The sequence below is a fragment of the Streptomyces sp. NPDC107559 genome, from assembly GCF_055657365.1.
This window is the reverse complement of record NZ_JBVKBD010000022.1, coordinates 13,634-31,942: the sequence shown is the minus strand read 5'-3', so window position 1 is coordinate 31,942 and position 18,309 is coordinate 13,634. Positions and strand designations below refer to the sequence as shown.

Below are 18,309 nucleotides of genomic sequence, written 5' to 3'. Positions count from 1 at the left end.
ACTTTCCCTGGAACCGATTCGATGATCGAATTACCGGACCTCGTGACCGGCGGACTGACCGCAGGCACCCTGTCCGCGCTCGCCCTGGGCGGCCTGTTGCTGCGGTCGCGGCGCCAACAGCACCGACAGCGCCTGGAGATAACCTCCCTGCGCACCCAGCTGGACGGTCGTTCGCGCGCGTTCACCGCCGAGGTCGAGCACCTCGCGACCCGGCGCCTGCCCGCCGCCGCCCGGCAGCCCGCCCACCGGCACATCACGGTCCCGGGCCCGCTTCGGACGCAGACCGCAGGAACCCCGCTGGGCATCGCGCTGGAGGGCGTCCTGGACGGGCTGCGCACCGAACTGGCCGCGCAGCGCACCCGGATCGACGCGGCCGCACAGGCCGGTATGCGCGGTGCCACCCGGGAGATCCAGGCCGCCCTGTACCGGCTCCAGGACGCCTTGCGCGCACTGCAACAGCGTTACGACGACCCCGAGCTGACGCTGACCCTGTTCCAGCTGGACCACGAGAACGAGCAGTCGCTGCGCCGGGCGCAGGTCGCCGCGGTGGTGTGCGGGGCCTGGGTCGGGCTGGCGCGCGAGGAGTCGCACCTGGTCGACGCGGTCACCGGTGGCCAGGCACGGGTGCCCGGCTACCACCGGGTCAAGGTCCACAACCATCTCCGGCCCGGCACCGCGCTGGTCTCGCACGCGGTCGAGCCCGCCGCCATCATCGTGGCCGAACTGCTCGACAACGCGCTGCGGCACTCGGCGCCGGACACCGACGTCGTGGTGAACCTGGAGCACGTCCACCACGGAGTGTGCGTCACGGTCGACGACGCGGGTCTGGGCATGACCGAGGACGAACGCGCCCGTGCCCAGCGGCTGGTGGGCGGCCGCGAGCCGATCCTGCTGACCGACCTCGGCGACCCGCCCCGCATGGGACTGGCCGCGATCGGGCAGCTGACCCGGCAGTTCGACCTGACCGTGGACGTCTCCTCGCCCTCCCCCTACGGCGGCGTGCGCGCGGTGCTGCGGGTCGACAGCCACCTGCTCAGCCGCATCGACCCGGCCGAACGGCCGCCGGCGGCCAGCGCCCCGCGCTCCACACACGTCCCGCAGCGGCCGGACCCGGCTGCCGCCGCACCGGCCACCCCCGCCCCGGCCCACACCTACGGGACCGAACCGGACGACGACGCCCCGACGTCCGGCGCCGGACACCACACCCCGGAGCACGACGAGGCCCCGGACGGCCCCCGGGACACCGGCGGACTGCCGCAACGCCGCCGCCGGCCGCGGGTGAGCGCCGCCGCCGAGGCCACCGCGCCCCGCCCGGCCCGCCGCCCCGAGGAGGCCGCAGCGGCGCTCGGCGCGCTCCAGTCGGCCACCGCCGCGGCACGTTCCGGATCCACTCCGGACCTCGGCCCGGACCCCGGCCCCGCCCCGGACTCCGTACCCGGACCCGTATCCGAACCCGTCGCCGCGCGCCCGTCCGCGCCGGACGCGGCCGACGACACCGAACAGACCGACCACGAAGGAGGAACGGCCCGATGACCAGCCGCGACACGGGTGACATGGCATGGGTCCTGGAGCCGATCCTGCAGGTACCGCACGTGGTGGCCGCCGTGCTGCTGACCAGGGACGGACTCGTCAAGGGATACACCGACGCGCTGTCCCGGCCGTCGGCGGAGCGGGTGGCCGCCATCACCAGCACCGTGCAGGGGGCCTGCCGGACCGCCGCGGCGGCGTTCGCCGACCGGGAGCGGGCCGAGGTGCGCCAGGTCGTCATCGAGTCCGACCACGGCTACGTACTGATCGTGCCCACGGACCACGGCACCTGTGTGGCCGCGTACGGCGACCCGGAGGCCCGGCTCGACCTGCTCGGCCACCGGGTCCACTCCCAGGTGGCCCGGCTGGGCGAGAAGACGATGGCCGCCGCGCCCCGGGGGACCGACGGCGGCGCGCCGACATGACCGGCCGCCCAGGCGGCCGTCCCCTGGTTCCCGCGTACCTCTCGACCGGCGGAGTGGCGCGGCCCAGCCGACCCCATCTGGAGCGGCTGTCGGTGCTCACCGGCAGCGGAGAGCCCGCGCCCGCGGATCTGACGGCAGCTCAACTAGCCCTGCTGGACGTCCTGGAGGACGGATCGCTGACGGTGGTGGAGGCGGCCGCGCTGCTGCGGCTGCCGGTCTCCGCGGTGCGGGTGCTCACAGCCGCACTCCTCGACCGGGGCCTGGTGCTCGCCCGTGCGCCGATCCCGACCGCCGACCGGTTCGAACCCGACCTGCTGAAGAGAGTGGCCGATGGCCTCCGCGCCCTCAAGCACTAGTGGCATCCACCTGCCCGACACGGCCCGCGACCTGGTGAAGATCCTGGTCGCGGGTCCCTTCGGGGTGGGCAAGACGACCCTCATCGACTCGGTGTCGGAGATCCGGCCGCTGCACACCGAGGAGCACCTCACCCAGGCGTCCGAGCAGGTGGACGACCTCGACGGGGTACGGGAGAAGGCGACCACCACCGTCGCCATCGACTTCGGCCGGATCAGCCTGCCGGGCGGGGTCGTGCTGTACCTGTTCGGCACGCCCGGGCAGGAGCGGTTCCGCTCGCTGTGGGACGACATCGCGTACGGGGCGCTGGGCGCCCTGGTGCTGGTCGACAGCCGGCGGATCGACGCGTCGTTCGACGTGCTGGGGCTGGTGGAGGAGACCGGGCTCCCGTACGCGGTCGCCTTCAACGCCTTTCCCGACGCCCCGCGCCACCACACCCCCGAACAGCTGCGCGCCGCCCTGGACCTGGAGCCGGGCACCCCGATGGTGACGTGCGACGCGCGGGACGCGAACTCCTCCCTCGACGCACTGCTCGCCCTGGTCGAGCACCTGATCGACCGCGACCCCCCGGAGAACCGGTGACCACCCCGCCCCCCGCCCAAGAGGCCTTCTCCCGCTCCGCGCCCGTACGGCTGTGGGAGGACGGTTTCGCCCGTGATCCCGACCGCTACTACGCCGCACTGCGCGCCCAGGGACCGGTCGGCTGGGGCGAACTCGCGCCGGGCGTACCGGCGTACATCGTCACCGAGCGGCAGGCCGCGCTGGAGGTGCTGCGCGACACCGCCGCCTTCTCGCACGATCCCCGGCCGTGGGAGAACACGGTCCCGGACGACTCGCCCGTGCTCGGCATGATGCGGTGGCGGCCCAACGCGCTGTTCGCCGACGGCGCCGACCATGTCCGCTACCGCACCACGCTCATCGACGTCTTCGACGACGTCGAACCGCACGACCTGCGCTCCCGGGTGCACCGCGCGGTGCACGTGCTGGTGAGCCGGTTCGGACCGGACGGCCGGGCCGATCTGGTGGCGGACTTCTCGCGGCCGCTGATGGCACTGATCTTCAACAACCTGTTCGGTCTGCCGGACAGCCAGGGCGACCGGCTGAACCGGGGTCTGGGCAAGATGATGGAGGGCGGCGCCCAGGCGGTCGAGGGGGAGGCCGAGTTCGCGCAGTACGTGCTGCAGCTCATCGCGGCCAAGGCCGAGCGGCGCGGCGACGACCTGCCCAGCCGGCTGCTGGACCATCCGGCCGGGCTGACCGCGGAGGAGGTCACCTGGCAGGTGTTCCTCACCCTCGGCGCCGGCTTCGAGCCGACCGCGAACCTGCTGTCCAACGCGCTGTCCAGGATCCTCGGCAACCCCGCCTACTACTCCACCCTCACCAGCGGGGCCCGGCCGGTGACGGACGCGGTCCTCGAGGTGCTCCACCATGAGACGCCCCTGGCCAACTACGGCATCTACTACGCGGTCGAGCCGCTGTCGTTCCACGGGGCGTGGATCCGGTCCGCGGTGCCGGTGGTCGTCTCCTACGGGGCGCTCGGCCGCTTCGCCGAGCGCGAGGTGGCCCCCGGGCGCCGCCCGAACGACGCCTCCCATCTCTCCTGGGGCGCCGGACCGCACACCTGCCCGGTACGGCAGCACACGCTGCTCATCGTGACCGAGGCGATCGAGCGGCTCACCCAGTGGCTGCCCGACGTGGAACCCGTGCTCGCCCGCGAGCGCCTGAGCTGGCGGCCCGGTCCCTTCCACCGCTCACTGACCGCGCTGCCCGTCCGTTTCAGCCCCCGCTCCCCCGACCAGCCAGGAGACCCCTCATGAGCGTCACCGACCGCGTCGCCCTCGACCCGTTCGGCAGCGACATCCCGGCCGAGAGCGCGCGGCTGCGCGCGCTCGGCCCGATCGTGCCGGTGGAGCTGCCCGGTGGCATCCCCGCCTGGGCGCCGACCGGCTACGACACCCTCAAGGAGCTGATCCTCGACCCTCGGGTCAGCAAGGACCCGCGGCTGCACTGGCGGCTGTGGCCCGAGGTCGGCGAGCACCCCGCCTGGGGCTGGATCCTGGGCTGGGTGGGCGTGGTCAACATGCTCTCCACCTACGGCGGCGACCACACCCGGCTGCGCAGGCTGGTGGCGCCGAGCTTCACCCACCGGCGCACCGAGGCGCTGCGTCCCCTGGTCGAGGCGGTCACGGCGGAACTCCTCGACGCGCTGGCCGAGGCCGGCCAGGACGGCGGGCCCGTCGATGTGAAGGAGGGGTTCGCGCACCCGCTGCCGCTGCGCATCATCTGCGAACTGTTCGGTGTTCCCGAGGAGTTGCGGGACGCCACCGCCCGGCTCATCGCGGCCATCATGGACACCTCCGACCCCACTCCGGAGCACGCCGCCTTCGTGCAGGAGCAGATCGGTACGGTCCTGGGCTCGCTCATCGCCCACCGCAGCGAGCACCCCGGCGACGACCTGACGACCGAGCTGATCCGGGTGCGGGACGAGGACGGCGACCGGCTCTCCGGCGAGGAACTGCTCTACACCCTGCTGCTGGTGATCGGGGCGGGCTTCGAGACCACCGTGAACCTCATCGGCAACGCGGTCGTCGCCCTGCTGAAGGACCCCCGGCAGCTCGCGGCGGTGCGGGCGGGCGAGACCGGCTGGGACGCGGTGGTGGACGAGACGCTGCGGGTGCACCCCTCGATCGCCTCGCTGCCGCTGCGGTTCGCCGTCGAGGACCTGAAGGTCGGCGACGTGACGATCCCGGCCGGCGACGCGATCATCACCACGTACGCGGCCGCGGGTCTGGACCCCGCGCACTACGGGCCCGACGCGGACACCTTCGACGCCGCGCGCGGGGCCGACGACCATCTGGCGTTCGGTATCGGCGTGCACCGGTGCATCGGCGCGCCGCTGGCCCGGATGGAGGCTCTGACCGCGCTGCCCGCGCTGTTCGACCGCTTCCCGGACCTCGCGCTCGCCGTCGGCACCGGGGAGCTGCGCCAGGTGCCGTCGTTCATCGCCCTCGGCTGGCAGGAGATCCCGGTCCGGCTGCACGGCCAGGGCCTGTCCGGCGGATCAAGTCGCTGAAAAGCCAGGGCACGGCTCATGCGCCGGGGCCGCGACCGGTCCCCCGTTCCGGTCGTGCCCCGGCGGCTCCCAGAACCTATGTGGATGACGTACCGGTTGTGAATCGCGGACGTGCCCGGTGGGCGGCCCCGGGCACTCACCTGTGCACAAGTGAGTCCGGATGGCCCGTTTCCTCCTGACGAGGCCGCGGGTCGAGGGCGGGCCGGTCGAGTTCCTCGGTGACCAGATGGGCCAGGACGACCTCGTACAGATCGCTGCCCGCGGTCAGCAGTCGGCGTTCGAGTACCGGCTCGGCGCTGCGGACGTGCTCCCGTACGGTCTGGGCGTGGACGCCGATCTGCTGTGCGGCCCGTTCCGCGTTGCCGCCCGCGGCGAGCCAGGCGCGCAGGCTGCCGCGCAGGTCGCGGGCGTCGGTGTCCAGACGGCCCAGCAGGTCCTGGGCCCAGGTGCGCAGCGCGGGCCCGGTGAGCAGGTCGTCCAGGCGGGCGGGGGCCGGCCGCGCGGCGGTCCCGTCCGCCGGGAGGCCGACCTGGGTGTTCAGCGCCAGATGGACGGCGGCCCGGACGGTGAGCGCGGAGAAGTCCGTGGCCAGCAGGGACTCCACGCGCTCCATCCGGGCGCGGACGGTGTTGCGGCTGACGCCGAGGATCTTGGCCGCGTTGACGGCCGTGAACTCCAGCCCCAGCCGGGTGGTGGCGAGCAGTTCGGCGCTGGTGTGGTGCGCGAGCGTGTCCAGCGGACGCAGCAGGGCCGAGGTCCAGGCCCGCAGCGCGGCCGGGTCCATCAGCCGTCCGGGATGGGTGCGCTCGGCGTACACCGCGGTGCGGTCCGTGCGGAAGCGGGCGACGGCTAGCGCGCTGACCGCCTGTCCGTAGGCGGTGGCGGTGCACGCGAGGTTCTGCCGGGTGCTGCCGCCGAGGTAGGTGTCGGCACGGACGGCGATCAGCGCGCGCAGGTCCTCGCCGGTGGCCTCGCGGGGCGTGACGACGATGACGTGGGCGTCCATGGCGGGGCAGCGCACGACCAGGGCCTGTTCGCCGGTCGCCTCCACACACCGTTCGGCGAGTTCGTCGCGCTCCTCGGTGCGACCCTCGAGGACGTAGACGCCGGCCGTGTCGGTGTCGAGCAGGCCGGGCCACAGGCCCGCGGCGACCCGGCGCGCCGAGACGGTGTCCTCCACCATGAGCAGTTGCAGGATGGCCAGCCGCAGATCGGCGGCTGCGCGCTGGAGCCGGCGTACGGTCGTGGTGGTCCGGCGGGCCCGCAGCAGCACTTCGAGCACGGCGGCGGTGTGGGTGACGATCTCGGAGGCGCGCCGGTCGAAGGGGGCGGCGCGGTCCACCGTCAGCAGGGCGGCCGAGGACCTGCGCTGGAGTTCGATCCTGACCAGCCGCAGATGGCGCCCCCGGCCCTGCCAGGCCGCGGAGGCGATACGGCCGGTGACGACGTCGGCGGCCAGGGACTCGTCGGGGAGCGACTCCTCGGAACGGGAACCGTCGGGGAGGGGCCGGTCGGGGAGGGTGGCGGGCCCGGCGAGCAGGGTGCCGGTGTCGTCCCGCAGGGACACGTTCGCGTCCACCGTGGCGGCGAGCCAGTCGACGACCCTGCGGACGTCACGTCCTGCGGGACGCAGCAGCTCGAGAAGCTCCTGCGCCCATGTCGAGGTGTCGCCCTCCGTCATGCCGTCCACCCTCCTCACCGCCGCTGACCTCAGCTTTCCTGGTCGGCGACGTTACCTCACGACCGGGCGGCGCTGACAGGGCCGCGGGCACGGCCCCGTCGTCGCGGCCCGGCCCGGTTCCGCCTGCGCGGCGGCCCGCCCCGCTCGGCATAAGCTCGTGCAATGGCGAAGTACTACGACGTACACCCCGACAACCCGCAGCCGCGCACCGTCTCCCAGGTCGCCGAGAGCATCCGTGCGGGCGCGCTGATCGCATACCCGACCGACTCCTGCTACGCGCTCGGCTGCCGGCTGGGCAGCCGCGACGGCATCGACCGGATCCGGTCCATCCGCGGCCTGGACGACCGGCACCACTTCACCCTCGTCTGCCAGGACTTCGCGCAGCTCGGCCAGTTCGTGCGGGTGGACAACGACGTGTTCCGGGCGATCAAGGCATCGACCCCGGGCAAGTACACGTTCATCCTGCCGGCGACGAAGGAGGTGCCGCGCATGTTGCAGCACCCGAAGAAGAAGACCGTCGGCGTACGCATCCCCGACCATACGGTCACCCACGCCCTGCTCGCCGAGCTCGGCGAGCCGCTGCTGTCCAGCACGCTGCTGCTGCCGGGCGAGGACGAGCCGATGACCCAGGGCTGGGAGATCAAGGACCGGCTGGACCATGTCCTGGACGGCGTGGTGGACTCCGGGGACTGCGGCACCGAGCCGACGACGGTCGTCGACTTCTCCGGCGGCGAGGCGGAGATCGTACGGTACGGGGCCGGTGACGTCACCCGGTTCGAGTGAGCCCGCCCGGCGCGCCCGCGGCTGCGGCCGGTTTCCCAAGTGGGCTGTTTCCATGGTCAGTTCACGGCAGGGCGGACCGTGCGTGAGAGCATGATCACGGCCCGGGGGCACCGGGCCGCCCAGTTGCTCGCCGCCGACCGCGCAGAGAGGCAGACCCATGACCGCCGTACAGGGAACAGCCGTGGACATCCCCACCGAGGACGGCACCGCCGACGCCTACCTGGCCCGTCCGGCGGACGGGCTCCCCCGCCCGGGAGTCCTGCTCTACCAGGACGCCTTCGGGCTGCGCCCGCACCTGCGGTCCATGGCCGACCGGCTGGCCTCGGCCGGTTACACGGTGCTGGTGCCCAACGTGTTCTACCGCAGCGGCCGCACCCCCGTCTTCGACCTGCCCGAGTTCATCGACCCGGAGGCGCGTCCCGAGATCTGGGGCCAGATCGTCCCGGTCATGCAGGCGCTGACGCCGGAGCTCTCCGTGCGCGACGCCGGCGCCTGGCTTCGGTGGCTGGCCGACAGCCCGCTGGTGGCCGACGGACCGGTGGCGATCACCGGATACTGCATGGGCGCCCGGCTGGCGCTGCACACGGCCGGCGCCTACCCGGAGCGGGTCGCGGCCGTGGCCGGCTTCCACGGGGGGCGACTGGCCACGGACGCGCCCGACAGCCCTCACCTGGCCGCCGAACGCATCACCGCCGAGCTGTACTTCGGCCACGCCGACGACGATCCGTCGCTGCCCGAGGAGCAGATCGAGCGGTTCGAGCAGGCTCTGACGGCCGCCGGTGTCCGGCACCGCTGCGAGGTCTACCCCGGCGCCCCGCACGGGTACACGCAGGCCGACACCGCCACGTACCAGAAGGAGGGCGACGAGCGGCACTGGGCGGCGCTGCTGGACCTGCTGGAGCGCACCTTCTGATCCGGCGCCGGCCCCCGGGGGGCCCGCCCGGCGAACAAGGACATCCCGCACGCGGAGGGAGCCCGCGTGCGGGATGTCGTTCGTGCGGTGGAGGGTCAGCTGGTCGTGACGGCGGTGTCGTCGACGACGAAGCTGGTCTGGAGGGAGGAGTCCTCGACACCGCTGAACTTGATGCTCACGGTGGAGCCGGCGAACGAGGACAGGTCGAAGGTCTTCTGGGTGTACCCCGTGGCCTTGTTGAGGTTGGAGTACGTCGCCAGCGTGGTGGATCCGGCGGTGACCGTCAGCTTGTCGTACGCCGTGCTGGTGGTGGTCTCCGCGGTGTCGATGTGCAGCCAGAAGGTGAACGAGGCCTTGCAGCCGCTGGGGACGGTCACCGACTGCGAGAGCGTGTCGGTGTGGGTGGAGCCGTAGCCGTCCAGCCAGGCCTTGTACGAGCCGCCGTGGGCCGCCTCACCGGAGTCGGTGGTGATGACTCCGCTGCTCGCGGTCCAGGTGGTGGCGCCGGACTCGAAGCCCGGGTTGCCGAGCAGCTGCGTCGAGGTGCAGGTGCCGCCACCGCCGGAGCTGACGGTCCAGGTGAAGGACGCGGTGCCGGTCGCTCCGGTGCTGTCCGTGACGGTCACCGTGGTGCTGTACGTCCCGGCCGTGGTCGGGGTACCGGTGATCGCGCCGGTGGAGCTGTTGATCGACAGGCCGGTGGGCAGGCCGCTCGCGGAGTACGTGAGCGAGCCGCTGTTGGTGCTGCTGGCCGAGATCTGCAGGCTCACCGCGGTACCGACGGTGGAGGACTGGCTGCCCGGGTTGGTGACGGTCACACCGCTGGTCGGCGGGGTGACGTGGCTGCCGACGTTGATACCGGCGAACGCGTTGGCCACACCCGCGTACTGGGTGGAGCTCGCGCCGTACAGCGCGGTCGCGGCGTTCAGCGCGGCGGTGCGGGCGGCGGCGTAGTTGGTGCTGGACGTCATGTACGTCGTCAGCGCCTTGTACCAGATCTGCAGGGCGGCGGCGCGGCCGATGCCCGCGACGGCGACACCGTCGGAGGTCGAGCTGTTGTACGTGACACCGTTGATGGTCTTGGTGCCGCTGCCCTCGGAGAGCAGGTAGAACATGTGGTTCGCCGGGCCCGAGGAGTAGTGGACGTCCAGGTTGCCGACGCCGGAGTACCAGGAGTCGGCGGACGACCCGTCCTTGGACGGCTTGTCCATGTAGCGCAGCGGGGTGCCGTCGCCGTTGATGTTGATCTTCTCGCCGATGAGGTAGTCGCCCACGTCGGTCGAGTTGTTGGCGTAGAACTCCACGCCGGTGCCGAAGATGTCGGAGGTGGCCTCGTTCAGGCCGCCGGACTCACCGGTGTAGTTCAGGCCCGCGGTGTTGGAGGTGACGCCGTGGCTCATCTCGTGGCCCGCGACGTCGAGCGAGGTCAGCGCGTGGGTGCTGCTGGTGCCGTCGCCGTAGGTCATGCAGAAGCAGCTGTCGTCCCAGAAGGCGTTGACGTACGCCGTGCTGTAGTGGACGCGCGAGTAGGCGGCGACACCGTTGTTCTTGATGCCGCTGCGCCCGAAGGTGTTCTTGTAGAAGTCCCAGGTCATCTGGGCGCCGTAGGCGGCGTCGGCGCCGGCGGTCTGGGTGTTGGAACCCGAGCCGGTGCCCCACACGTCGTCGGCGTCGGTCATCAGCGTGCCGGTGCCGGACGTGCCGTTGTTCAGCGAGTACGTCTTGTGGCTGCCGCGGGTCGAGTCCGTCAGCTGGTACGTCGATCCCGACAGCGTGGTGTTCAGGGTGACCGTGCCGCTGTACTGGGTGTTGCCGGTACCGGTCTTGATGTCCTGGAAGCTGCCGAGCTCCGCGCCGGTGGTGGCGTCGGTGACGACGTGCAGCCGGCTCGGCGTGCCGTCGTCCTGGAAGCCGGAGACGACCGTCTCCCAGGCGAGCTTCGGGGTGCCGCCGGCGGCCCAGATCACCTTGCGGGCGCTGTCGGCCGCGGGCTGCTGGGCGTCGAGGCTCCGGGCCGCCGTCAGGGCCTTGGTCTCGGCCGCCGCCTTGGTGAGGGCCGGGGTGGTGGAGGACACCTTCACGGCGTTCTTGTTGTTGAAGGTCGTGCTCACCGTGCCGGTGGCCTGCGAGGCGGGCGGGGTGTGCACCACGAGGTCGCCGCCGAGGACCGGCAGGCCGTCGTAGGTGCGCTCGTAACGCGTGTGGACGGTACCGTCGTTGTCCTTGACGACGTCCTTGACGACGAGCTTCTCCTTCGCGCCCAGGCCGAGGCTCTGGGCGGTCTGGGTGGTCTTCGAGGCGGCGCTCTTGATCAGCGCCGTGTGCTGGGCCGGGGTGAGATCGGCCGTGAGGCCCCCGGTGCGCAGGGGGCTGGGGTGGGGGGAAGCGGACTGCGCCGACGCCGGTACGGACTGGATGCCGACGGCGAGGAAGGCGGCGGTGGAGAGCAGGGCTATTCCTACCGCGGTCCGCTTGCGGGGGTTGCGTCTCACTCGTTCTCCTACTGCTGCGGCCGTGGGGTGCGACCGGTGACAGACCGGGCAGACGGGTGTGCTGTCCGGGACGAGCCGAGTTGTGCGGGGCCGTTGCTGCGCAGGGAACTGTGACTGCTCTGTGCAGCGATACCGGCGAGAATGACAGGCTTGACCAAGCCATGTCAGCTACGCAAAGGGCAATCGAGGGTTATCCCTCTGTGCGCGACGCCTGCCCGTACGCACCGGACCAGCCGGCCGATCCGCCCCGATCGCACCGGCTCCGCGCACGAATCCGGCTCCCCCCGCCAGGGCCGCCGGGGATGCGTCCCGGGCGCGTTGCTACGGTGCCCGGATGTCTGACTCCTCACGCGACACGGCCGCAGGCGCGGGCTGGGGCACCGCCGAACTCGGCACGTACGGACGGCTGATGCCGGCCGAGGTCGAGAAGTTGTCGTGGCTGAACCCCAGAACGCTGTGGGCCGCCCGCAACGGCGTGCTGGCCTCCTGGTTCGGCGATCCGACCGGCCGCACCCGCACCCGCTGGGCGGAACAGGCCGCGGCGGCCGGGGCGCCCGCCGACAGGATCGTCCGGCGTGACGACCCGGACCGGTTCTCCTTCATGGTGATCGGCGACCCCGGAGAGGGCGACGAACCCCAGTACGCCGTCGTACCGGGCTTTCTGAAGGTCGCTCAGGACACCCGGTTCGCCGTCGTGGCCAGTGACGTGATCTACCCCGTGGGCAGCGCCGACGACTACGAGGGCAAGTTCTTCCGGCCCTACCGGGACTACCCGGCACCCGTCTACGCGATACCGGGCAACCACGACTGGTACGAGGACCTAGGCGCGTTCATGCGCGTCTTCTGCGGCGACGTACCGCCGTTGCCCGCCGAGCCCGCGCCCCGCCCGCTCACCCGGGCCTGGCTGCGGCATCTGCTGTGGCACCGGTCGCGCCCCGGCGACGGACAACATCTCGACCAGGCACGGAAGTTGCGCTCCTCGGCCGGTCAACAGGCGGTCCAGCCCGGCCCCTACTGGGCGATCGACGCCGGACCCGTCAGGATCGTCGGCATCGACACCGGTCTGCTGGGCACGATCGACGCCGAGCAGGGCGCGTGGCTGCGCGAGGTGTCCCAGGGTCCCCGCCCCAAGATCCTCGTCACCGGATCGCCCCTGTACGTGGACGGAGAGCACCACCCCTGCCCGGTCGAGAGCGGCGGCACGGTCGACGACGTGGTCCGCGACCCCGCCCACCACTACGTGGCCGCGATCGGCGGCGACATCCACAACTACCAGCGCTATCCGGTGGACGTGGACGGCCGGACCGTGCAGTACGTGGTCTCGGGCGGCGGCGGGGCGTTCATGCACGCCACGCACACCATCCCCCGCGTCCGGGTCGCGAACGTCGACGAGCACGACTTCCGCTGCTACCCGCTGCGCGGCGACTCCCTCGCCTTCTACAGCCGCCTGTACGGCCGCCGGCTGCGTCTGCGCCGCTTCTTCACCCTCACCGAGGACGAGGCGACCGCCGTCATGGCCGAGCGCCTGGGCATCACCCCGACCCGTGCCCCGGGGCAGGCCGTCCGGGTCACCCGGCGCGTCCGGCTGGTCGCCCGGCTGCTGGGCGCGGGCGGCCGCCCCGGCCGGAAGCCCCGTTTCCGGCTGCCGGTGCGGAAGATCTACACCCAGCTGTTCTCACCCGGCTCGGCCACGTACAGCCCGCCGTTCTTCAAGAGCTTCCTCCGCGTGGACGTCACCCCGGACACGGTCCGGCTGCGCTGCTTCGCGGCCACCGGCAACCGCGCCCAGGAGCTCGACCCGCCGGTCGAGGACGACGTCGTCATCCCGTTGCGCTGACTCCGGCGGCGCCGCGAGCCGTACGGCGGCTCGCGGGCCGTCGGTTCACCAGCGCCCCGCCTCGGTGCCGACGAGCGGCCGCGACGGTCTGCCGTCGGTGCCGACCGGCACGTCACCGGCGAGCATCACCCGGTGCATGGTGCGGGGGAAGCCGAGGTGGGCGTTGTCGGTGGGCGCCAGGTGGATGGTGGCGCGGTTGTCCCAGAAGGCGACGCTGCCCGGCTCCCAGCGGAAGCGGACGGTGTACTCGGGGCGGACCGCCTGCTCCAGCAGCATGTCCAGCAGCGCCCGGCTCTCCGCGCGGGACACGTCGGTGATCTGGTCCAGGTAGTACCCGTTGACGTACAGCACCCGCTCCCCGGTCTCCGGGTGGACCCGCACCAGCGGGTGCTCGGACGCGACCTGGTGGTCCAGCAGGTGGCGTACGTATGCGTCCTCGCCGGGGCGCGGCCGGTAGCCGACGCCGAGCCGGTGCTCGGCCCGCAGGCCGTCGACGAACGCCCGCACCGGCGCGGACAGTCCGGCGTAGGCGGCCGCCAGGTTGGACCAGGTGGTGTCGCCGCCGTAGGGCGGGACGGTCTCGGCGCGCAGGATCGTCGCGGCCGGCGGGTCGACCCGGGCACCGTGGTCGCAGTGCCAGCCGCGCAGCAGGGTGTGCCGGCGGCGCTCCAGCCACTCCTCGTGCTCCATCCCGAAGCGTCCGCCCAGCTCCAGCCGGTCGGCGGTGGTCTCGATCAGGGGGAAGCCCGCGGGCGAGGCGCCGCCCCGCCGGTTCGGCGCGACCGGCTCGCCGAACCGGCGCGCGAACGCCAGGTGCCCGGCGTGGTCGAGCCGCTGTCCCCGGAAGAACACCACCTTCCAGCGCAGCAGGGCCGCCCGGACCGCGGCCACCTGGGCGTCGTCGAGGCCCTCGGCCAGGTCGACGCCCTCGATCTCGGCCCCGATGTGCCCGGCGACCGGTCTCACCTCCACTCCGGCACCCCGCGTCGGCTCTTCCGTCGTACGGCTGCCCGTCGTCCGGCTGTCCCTCGTCATGCGCACTCCGCTGGTTCGGCGACATCATCCCCGTTGCGTCCATCGGGCTTCTCCCCCGTCTGCCCGGTCGGTCATTCCGTCTCACCCGGCCCGGACGGCAGCTGTCAGGAACCGCCCGCGGCGGCGGCCGGGCGGGCATCGCGAGGTCCACGAGGAGTTCCGACGCCCGCAAGGGCCGCAGACATGCAGATATGCGGAATGCGACCCCGGCCCGGCTTCGGTGCCTCTATGTTCACAGCGGCACCCCGCCGCTCGCCCACGCACACCAGGAGGCCCTCGCCATGCGCACCCTGCTCCGCACCATGGTGACCGGGGCGGTCGCCCTCACGACCGTCCTGGCCTGCGGCACCGCCCGGGCCACCCCGGCCGGTCCCGGCGTCACGGCCCGGCTCCTCGCCGAGAGGACCGTGGGGAACACCGACTACGTGCTGCGGGAGATAACCGTCCCGCCCGGCCAGGCCACCGGCTGGCACTACCACGACGGCCCGCTCTACGGCTTCGTGAAGCAGGGCACGCTCAGCCACTTCGACTCCACCTGCGCCTCCGACGGCATCTACCGCGCGGGCAGCGCCATCCAGGAGCCGGCCGGAGCCGGCAACGTGCACATCGGCCGCAACCTGGGCGACACCCCGCTCGTCCTCGACGTGCTGTACGTGCTCCCGCACGGCGCACCGTTCTCCGAGGACGCGCCCAACCCGGGCTGCCCCTTCCAGTGATCACTGCGGTGGCAGCGGCTGCTCGGCCCAGATGATCTTTCCGCTGCCGGTCTGCCTGCTGCCCCAGCGCTGGGTGAGCTGGGCGACGAGCAGCAGTCCGCGCCCGCCCTCGTCGAAGGCATGGGCGCGGCGCAGATGCGGGGAGGTGGAACTGCCGTCGGAGACCTCGCAGATGAGGGCGCGGTCCCGGATCAGCCGGAGCTGGATGGGCGGATGGCCGTACCGGATGGCGTTGGTGACCAGTTCGCTGGCGACGAGTTCGGTGACGAACGCCGTCTCCTCCAGCCCCCAGGCGCTCAGCTGCTCGGTGACGGCCTGCCGGACGGCGGCCACCTGCTCGGGGTCCGGTGAGACGGCCCAGGTGGCGACCTGGTCCACGCCCAGCGCCCGGGTACGGGCCAGCAGCAGGGCCACGTCGTCGCCGGGCTCCTCGGGCAGCACGGCCTTGAGCACGCTGTCGCAGAGGTCGTCGAGCGTGTCGGTGCGCGCGGTCAGCGCACGGCACAGGTCTGTGGTGACGCTGTCGACGTCCCGGTCGCGGTCCTCGATCAGACCGTCCGTGTACAGGGCGACGATCGCGCCCTCGGGCAGTTGCAGCTCGGTCGCCTCGAACGGCAGCCCGCCGACACCGAGCGGCGGTCCCGGGCTCGTCCCGATGAGCTGTGCGGTGCCGTCGGGCAGCACGACGGCCGGGGCCGGGTGGCCGGCGGAGGCGAAGGCGAGCCGGCGTGTGGCGGGGTCGTACACGGCGTAGAGACAGGTGGCGCCGAGTTCGGCGACCTCGCCGCCGCTCTCGTCCGTCGCGAGATGGGCGACCAGGTCGTCGAGGTGGGTGAGCAGCTCGTCCGGCGGCAGGTCCACGTCGGCGAGGGTGCGCACGGCCATGCACAGCCGGCCCATGGTCGCCGAGGAGGCGATGCCGTGCCCCACGACGTCGCCGACGACCAGCGCGACCCGGCAGCCGGACAGCGGGATCACGTCGAACCAGTCACCACCGATGCCTGCGACCGATCCGCTGGGCAGGTAGCGGTGGGCCACGTCGACCGCCGCCTGTCCGGGCAGTCCGCGCGGCAGCAGGCTGTGCTGGAGGGCGAGTGCCGTCGCGCGCTCACGGGCGAAGCGGCGGGCGTTGTCGATGCACAGGGCCGCCCGGCCGGCCAGTTCCTCGGCGAATACGGCGTCCTCCGCCACGTAGTCGTCCGGATGCGCGATGCGCACGGCCACCGCGACGCCCAGGGTGACCCCACGGGCCCGCAGCGGCACCGCGATCAGCGAGTGGACGCCCTCGCGGAACGCCCGGCCGGCGGGGGCCCGGGCGTCGCGCTCCGCGAACCATCCGCTGAAGTCGGGGTCACCGGCGCAGCTGACGATCGCCCGCCCCTCCCGCAGGGCTCGCACCGGCGGACAGGACGGCGGGTACAGGTCCGCCTCGCCCCGGTGGACAGCCGCCTCCGGGGTGCCCTCGGTGACGGAGCCGTGGGCGACCCGGCGCAGCACGATCTCGTCGTCCGTCACCCGAGGCGGCTCGTCCGCCCACAGGACCCAGTCGAGCAGGTCCACACTGACGAAGTCGGCGTACTCCGGCACCAGGAGTTCCACCATCTCCTCCGCGGTGCGCACCACGTCCAGGGTGGTGCCGATGGCGGCCGACGCCTGGTTCAGCAGACCCAGCCGCCGCTGCGCCCAGTACTGGTCGCTGCTGTCGAGCGCCGCGAGGGCGACCGCGGTCACCTCGCCCCCGGCGTCCCGTACCGGCCACATCTCGACGGTCCAGGCGCGCTCCCCGTCGAGCACGGGCGCGCCCGTGAAGCTCTCGTAGCGCACCGGCCGGCCCGTGTCGGCCACCTGGCGCAGATGCTGCAGGATGCCCTGGCTGCGCTCGGGGTCCGCGACGGTGTCCGGCAGATACCGGCCGTGCAGGTCCTCCTCCGGCACTCCCAGCACCTGACAGGCCACGTCGTTGACGCGCAGGTAACGCTGCCGGACGTCGAAGACCGACATCGACATGGACGCCTGCTGGAAGACCTGCCCGGCGAGCAGGGGCTCCGCTTCCCGGGCCCGCTCGGCGGTCACCACGTAGCCGTCGGGGGCACCCCCGGCGCCCAGTACGGGGCAGGCCGTGAGCCGCAGGGCGACGGTGGAGCCGTCGCGGTGGAGCAGGACGGCGGTGCCGGCGGTGGCGGCGGGCGGGGGCAGCGCACCGGCGCGAAGGTCCTCGGCCAGCAGCTCGCGCGCCGGACGGCCCACGACCTGGTCGGCGCCATATCCCGTCAGCGATCGGGCACCCTCGCTCCATGCGGTCACGAAACCCCGGGCGTCGACAACCGCCACGGCTGCGACATGCTCCATATCACCCAGGATGATCCGATTGTCTCATCGCATCAAGCGCATGGGTCCGCGGCGCGACGGAGCCCCCCGGACGCTCCTGGACGCCTCCGGAACACCCGCCGGACCCGGAGGAACCCGCCCCTCCCGTGGGGCGTCCGTCCGCGGGGCGACCCCGGGGACGGACGCCCCACGACGAGGAGCCGGCGGCTCAGCCCCGGTGGGCGCGCAGTGCGGCGAGGGCCCGGTCGGCGTGGGTGTTCATCCGCAGCTCGCTGCGTACGACCTCCAGCACGGTGCGGTCCTGCGCGATGACGAAGGTGACCCGCTTGGTGGGTGCCAGGGAGAACCCCCGCTTCACGCCGAACAGCTCCCGCACCTTCCCGTCAGGGTCGGAGAGCAGGGGCATGCCGAGCGTGTGCCGGCCGGCGAACTCCTGCTGCCGGTCGACGGAGTCGCCGCTGACGCCGACCGGGCGTCCGCCCGCCTCGGCGAACTCGGCGGCAAGATCGCGGAAGTGGCAGGCCTCCGCGGTGCAGCCGGCGGTCAGGGCGGCGGGATAGAAGAACAGCACGACGGGCCCGTCGGCGAGCAGCTCGACGAGACTGCGCGCGGTGCCCGTCTCATCGAGGAGCGTGAAGTCCTCGACCTTGCTGCCGACCTCGACGGTCGCGCTCATGACCGGCCCTCCGTCCCGCGGGCGACGCTGCGGGCCCACAGCACGAGGGGGATCTGGAGCGGCAGGCGCCCCAGGGCGGCGGCCTTCTGCGGGGTGGGGCGGTTGCGCCAGTCCACGGCCATCTTGACGTTGGCCGGGAACACGCCGACGAAGAACGCGGCGGCGGCCAGCGCGGCGACCCGTCTGGTCCGCGGCACGGCCAGGCCCGCCGCGAGCGCCAGCTCGGCGGCCCCGCTCGCATAGGTCCAGGTCCGGGGCGAGCCGGGCAGCGCCCGGGGCACGGTGGCGTCGAACGGGCGTGGTGCGGCGAAGTGGGCGGTGCCCGCGGTGGCCAGCAGACCGGCGAGCAGCAGGGACGAGCGTTCGGACCGTGACACGGTTCCTCCTCTGACGACCTGCCGCGCGATATTACTGGACGGTAAGACAGGCCGGTCGCTCCGGGTCCTGCGCCACCGGGCGCCTTCGGACA

Annotated in this window: 16 protein-coding genes; 10 read left to right on the top strand and 6 right to left on the bottom strand. The window is 72.8% G+C overall.

Annotated features, from left to right (window positions below):
* Window positions 1-21: 21 nt before the first annotated feature.
* The 6 genes from ACZ7OY_RS38560 to ACZ7OY_RS38535 are packed head-to-tail and all read left to right on the top strand — an operon-like array spanning window position 22 to window position 5,379.
* A complete protein-coding gene (locus tag ACZ7OY_RS38560) occupies window positions 22-1,533 on the top strand; it encodes an ATP-binding protein (RefSeq protein WP_472250237.1) in 1,512 nt (503 codons plus the stop codon).
* Window positions 1,530-1,952, top strand: a complete 423-nt coding sequence (locus ACZ7OY_RS38555; protein WP_472250236.1) for a roadblock/LC7 domain-containing protein — start codon at window positions 1,530-1,532, stop codon at window positions 1,950-1,952. Before ACZ7OY_RS38560 ends, ACZ7OY_RS38555 begins: the two co-directional genes overlap by 4 nt.
* Complete coding sequence (locus ACZ7OY_RS38550) at window positions 1,949-2,308, top strand: DUF742 domain-containing protein (protein ID WP_472250235.1); 360 nt, start codon at window positions 1,949-1,951, stop codon at window positions 2,306-2,308. Before ACZ7OY_RS38555 ends, ACZ7OY_RS38550 begins: the two co-directional genes overlap by 4 nt.
* Window positions 2,283-2,888, top strand: a complete 606-nt coding sequence (locus ACZ7OY_RS38545; protein ID WP_152893752.1) for a GTP-binding protein — start codon at window positions 2,283-2,285, stop codon at window positions 2,886-2,888. Before ACZ7OY_RS38550 ends, ACZ7OY_RS38545 begins: the two co-directional genes overlap by 26 nt.
* Complete coding sequence (locus ACZ7OY_RS38540; protein ID WP_472250234.1) at window positions 2,885-4,123, top strand: cytochrome P450 family protein; 1,239 nt, start codon at window positions 2,885-2,887, stop codon at window positions 4,121-4,123. The genes ACZ7OY_RS38545 and ACZ7OY_RS38540 overlap by 4 nt, the downstream gene beginning before the upstream one ends.
* Window positions 4,120-5,379 (top strand): cytochrome P450 family protein, encoded by a 1,260-nt coding sequence (locus ACZ7OY_RS38535; RefSeq protein ID WP_472250233.1) that lies wholly within the window; start codon window positions 4,120-4,122, stop codon window positions 5,377-5,379. Before ACZ7OY_RS38540 ends, ACZ7OY_RS38535 begins: the two co-directional genes overlap by 4 nt.
* A 136-nt stretch (window positions 5,380-5,515) precedes the next feature.
* On the opposite strand, the gene ACZ7OY_RS38530 is transcribed toward ACZ7OY_RS38535, so the two are convergent.
* Entirely contained in the window at window positions 5,516-7,060 is a 1,545-nt protein-coding gene (locus ACZ7OY_RS38530) for a helix-turn-helix domain-containing protein (RefSeq protein ID WP_472250232.1), read from the bottom strand.
* 162 nt (window positions 7,061-7,222) lie between these two features.
* On the opposite strand from ACZ7OY_RS38530, the gene ACZ7OY_RS38525 reads away from it, so the two are divergent.
* Together ACZ7OY_RS38525 and ACZ7OY_RS38520 are read left to right on the top strand one after the other, a co-directional pair.
* Window positions 7,223-7,843: an L-threonylcarbamoyladenylate synthase gene (locus ACZ7OY_RS38525; RefSeq protein WP_472250231.1), complete on the top strand. Its 621-nt coding sequence runs from the start codon at window positions 7,223-7,225 to the stop codon at window positions 7,841-7,843.
* Window positions 7,844-8,000: 157 nt separating this feature from the next.
* A complete protein-coding gene (locus tag ACZ7OY_RS38520) occupies window positions 8,001-8,756 on the top strand; it encodes a dienelactone hydrolase family protein (protein ID WP_472250230.1) in 756 nt (251 codons plus the stop codon).
* Between the two features lie 95 nt (window positions 8,757-8,851).
* On the opposite strand, the gene ACZ7OY_RS38515 is transcribed toward ACZ7OY_RS38520, so the two are convergent.
* Window positions 8,852-11,248, bottom strand: a complete 2,397-nt coding sequence (locus tag ACZ7OY_RS38515) for a M4 family metallopeptidase (RefSeq protein ID WP_472250229.1) — start codon at window positions 11,246-11,248, stop codon at window positions 8,852-8,854.
* 334 nt (window positions 11,249-11,582) lie between these two features.
* Here ACZ7OY_RS38515 and ACZ7OY_RS38510 point away from each other — a divergent pair, with 334 nt between their 5' ends.
* Window positions 11,583-13,085, top strand: a complete 1,503-nt coding sequence (locus ACZ7OY_RS38510; RefSeq protein ID WP_472250228.1) for a metallophosphoesterase family protein — start codon at window positions 11,583-11,585, stop codon at window positions 13,083-13,085.
* Between the two features lie 45 nt (window positions 13,086-13,130).
* On the opposite strand, the gene ACZ7OY_RS38505 is transcribed toward ACZ7OY_RS38510, so the two are convergent.
* Window positions 13,131-14,120: a TauD/TfdA dioxygenase family protein gene (locus tag ACZ7OY_RS38505; protein ID WP_472250227.1), complete on the bottom strand. Its 990-nt coding sequence runs from the start codon at window positions 14,118-14,120 to the stop codon at window positions 13,131-13,133.
* 281 nt (window positions 14,121-14,401) lie between these two features.
* Here ACZ7OY_RS38505 and ACZ7OY_RS38500 point away from each other — a divergent pair, with 281 nt between their 5' ends.
* Entirely contained in the window at window positions 14,402-14,836 is a 435-nt protein-coding gene (locus tag ACZ7OY_RS38500) for a cupin domain-containing protein (RefSeq protein ID WP_472250226.1), read from the top strand.
* Here ACZ7OY_RS38500 and ACZ7OY_RS38495 read toward each other — a convergent pair whose 3' ends face one another.
* From ACZ7OY_RS38495 to ACZ7OY_RS38485, 3 genes are all read right to left on the bottom strand, one after another.
* The gene (locus ACZ7OY_RS38495) at window positions 14,837-17,185 is read right to left on the bottom strand and encodes a SpoIIE family protein phosphatase (protein ID WP_472250225.1); all 2,349 of its coding nucleotides are present in this window, start codon (window positions 17,183-17,185) and stop codon (window positions 14,837-14,839) included.
* 187 nt (window positions 17,186-17,372) lie between these two features.
* Entirely contained in the window at window positions 17,373-17,840 is a 468-nt protein-coding gene (locus ACZ7OY_RS38490; protein WP_384724735.1) for a peroxiredoxin, read from the bottom strand.
* Entirely contained in the window at window positions 17,837-18,217 is a 381-nt protein-coding gene (locus ACZ7OY_RS38485; RefSeq protein WP_351616448.1) for a DoxX family protein, read from the bottom strand. Before ACZ7OY_RS38485 ends, ACZ7OY_RS38490 begins: the two co-directional genes overlap by 4 nt.
* Between the last annotated feature and the right edge of the window lie 92 nt (window positions 18,218-18,309).

Excerpts from the sequence above, each read along its gene's own strand:
- ACZ7OY_RS38560 (WP_472250237.1), top strand. The coding sequence starts at position 22 with ATGATCGAATTACCGGACCTCGTGACCGGCGGACTGACCGCAGGCACC.
- ACZ7OY_RS38555 (WP_472250236.1), top strand. The coding sequence starts at position 1,530 with ATGACCAGCCGCGACACGGGTGACATGGCATGGGTCCTGGAGCCGATC.
- ACZ7OY_RS38550 (WP_472250235.1), top strand. The coding sequence starts at position 1,949 with ATGACCGGCCGCCCAGGCGGCCGTCCCCTGGTTCCCGCGTACCTCTCG.
- ACZ7OY_RS38545 (WP_152893752.1), top strand. The coding sequence starts at position 2,283 with ATGGCCTCCGCGCCCTCAAGCACTAGTGGCATCCACCTGCCCGACACG.
- ACZ7OY_RS38535 (WP_472250233.1), top strand. The coding sequence starts at position 4,120 with ATGAGCGTCACCGACCGCGTCGCCCTCGACCCGTTCGGCAGCGACATC.
- ACZ7OY_RS38530 (WP_472250232.1), bottom strand. The coding sequence starts at position 7,060 with ATGACGGAGGGCGACACCTCGACATGGGCGCAGGAGCTTCTCGAGCTG.
- ACZ7OY_RS38525 (WP_472250231.1), top strand. The coding sequence starts at position 7,223 with ATGGCGAAGTACTACGACGTACACCCCGACAACCCGCAGCCGCGCACC.
- ACZ7OY_RS38520 (WP_472250230.1), top strand. The coding sequence starts at position 8,001 with ATGACCGCCGTACAGGGAACAGCCGTGGACATCCCCACCGAGGACGGC.
- ACZ7OY_RS38510 (WP_472250228.1), top strand. The coding sequence starts at position 11,583 with ATGTCTGACTCCTCACGCGACACGGCCGCAGGCGCGGGCTGGGGCACC.
- ACZ7OY_RS38505 (WP_472250227.1), bottom strand. The coding sequence starts at position 14,120 with ATGACGAGGGACAGCCGGACGACGGGCAGCCGTACGACGGAAGAGCCG.
- ACZ7OY_RS38500 (WP_472250226.1), top strand. The coding sequence starts at position 14,402 with ATGCGCACCCTGCTCCGCACCATGGTGACCGGGGCGGTCGCCCTCACG.
- ACZ7OY_RS38495 (WP_472250225.1), bottom strand. The coding sequence starts at position 17,185 with ATGGAGCATGTCGCAGCCGTGGCGGTTGTCGACGCCCGGGGTTTCGTG.
- ACZ7OY_RS38490 (WP_384724735.1), bottom strand. The coding sequence starts at position 17,840 with ATGAGCGCGACCGTCGAGGTCGGCAGCAAGGTCGAGGACTTCACGCTC.